This is a genomic window from Streptomyces sp. ATLC9 (assembly GCF_057196705.1).
Genome location: NZ_JBXUOY010000523.1, coordinates 1 through 1,076 on the forward strand (window position 1 = coordinate 1; position 1,076 = coordinate 1,076).

1 protein-coding gene is annotated in these 1,076 nt (G+C 73.2%); it reads left to right on the forward strand.

Going from position 1 to position 1,076, the window contains the following annotated elements; genetic code table 11:
• Positions 1–591 precede the first annotated feature (591 nt).
• Positions 592–1,076: NAD(P)-binding protein (locus AC2CJA_RS26825; RefSeq protein WP_484605231.1), on the forward strand; the 485-nt coding region annotated here is incomplete at its 3' end.

Consider the following 1,076-nt stretch of genomic DNA (forward strand, 5'->3'; position numbering starts at 1 on the left):
ACGCCGGTCCGCCCTGGCGGCGAACCGGCGTTCCCTGCCCTGCTCCGCAGGAGCTTCGTTTCCTCCCCGCCCTAAAGGACGGGGTATCCACGAAGGAGAGCCCCGATGACCGTCACGACTGTGCTGTCCGCGTGCTGTCCGCCGTGCTGTCCGCACGCGCGGCTCGCGACCGGCGATCGCGATGGGAACATCGTTGCGCATGCCACTGACAATCGGCCCCGACCTGGGCAAACATCTCCTGTCGGAGCTTCTCCGGCATATCCGGGTGAGGGTGTCCGGATGAGGGCGCGGGCGCGCTCCGGCCGAGGAGGGCGCCGAGAACGGCGGGAGCGGGCGGCCGGCCGATTCGCCGTACCACCCGCTCCCGTCCCCCGTATCCCCCGAGCGTTCCCCCTACAGACGGCCGCCGCCCCACTCCGCCGCCCCGTGCCGGCGGTGCGGTACCGCGTTTCCCGTCGTCTCCGACTCTGCCGTCCACGCCTGGTGAAGCCCATCCGTACGGCTACTCAGAACCGGACTCAGGTACTTCTACTCATCTACTGCGTACGGCGCTTCGAAGCTGTTACCGCACCCCGGCTAGAGTTCCTGGCCATGGCACGGACTGTGGTGATCGGCGCCGGTATGGGCGCCATGGCCGCCGCCGCCCGGCTGGCCGTGGCCGGCCACCGGGTGACGGTGTACGAGCGGGCGCGGACCCACGGCGGCGCGGTGCGCCGCCTGGAACGGGACGGGTTCGGTTTCGACACCGGTCCCGGACTGCTGTACCTGCCCGCCGTCTGGCGGGACCTCTTCGTCAAGACCGGCCGCGAGCCGCTGGAGGAGTGCGTCGCGCTGACCGAGGTGGACCCGGCCGTCCGCCACGTCTTCGCCGACGGCACCTCCGTCCGCCTGCCCGGCGGGTCCCGGGCCGGCACGGTCGACGCCCTGGACACGGCCCTCGGGGCGGGTGCGGGAGGGCGGTGGAGCGAGCTGCTGGGCCGCGGCCGCCGGACGTGGGAGGCCACCCGGCGCCCGCTGCTGGAGGAGCCGCTGACCGGCGCCGGCGACCGCGCCGGGCTCGGTGCCGACCCGTATCC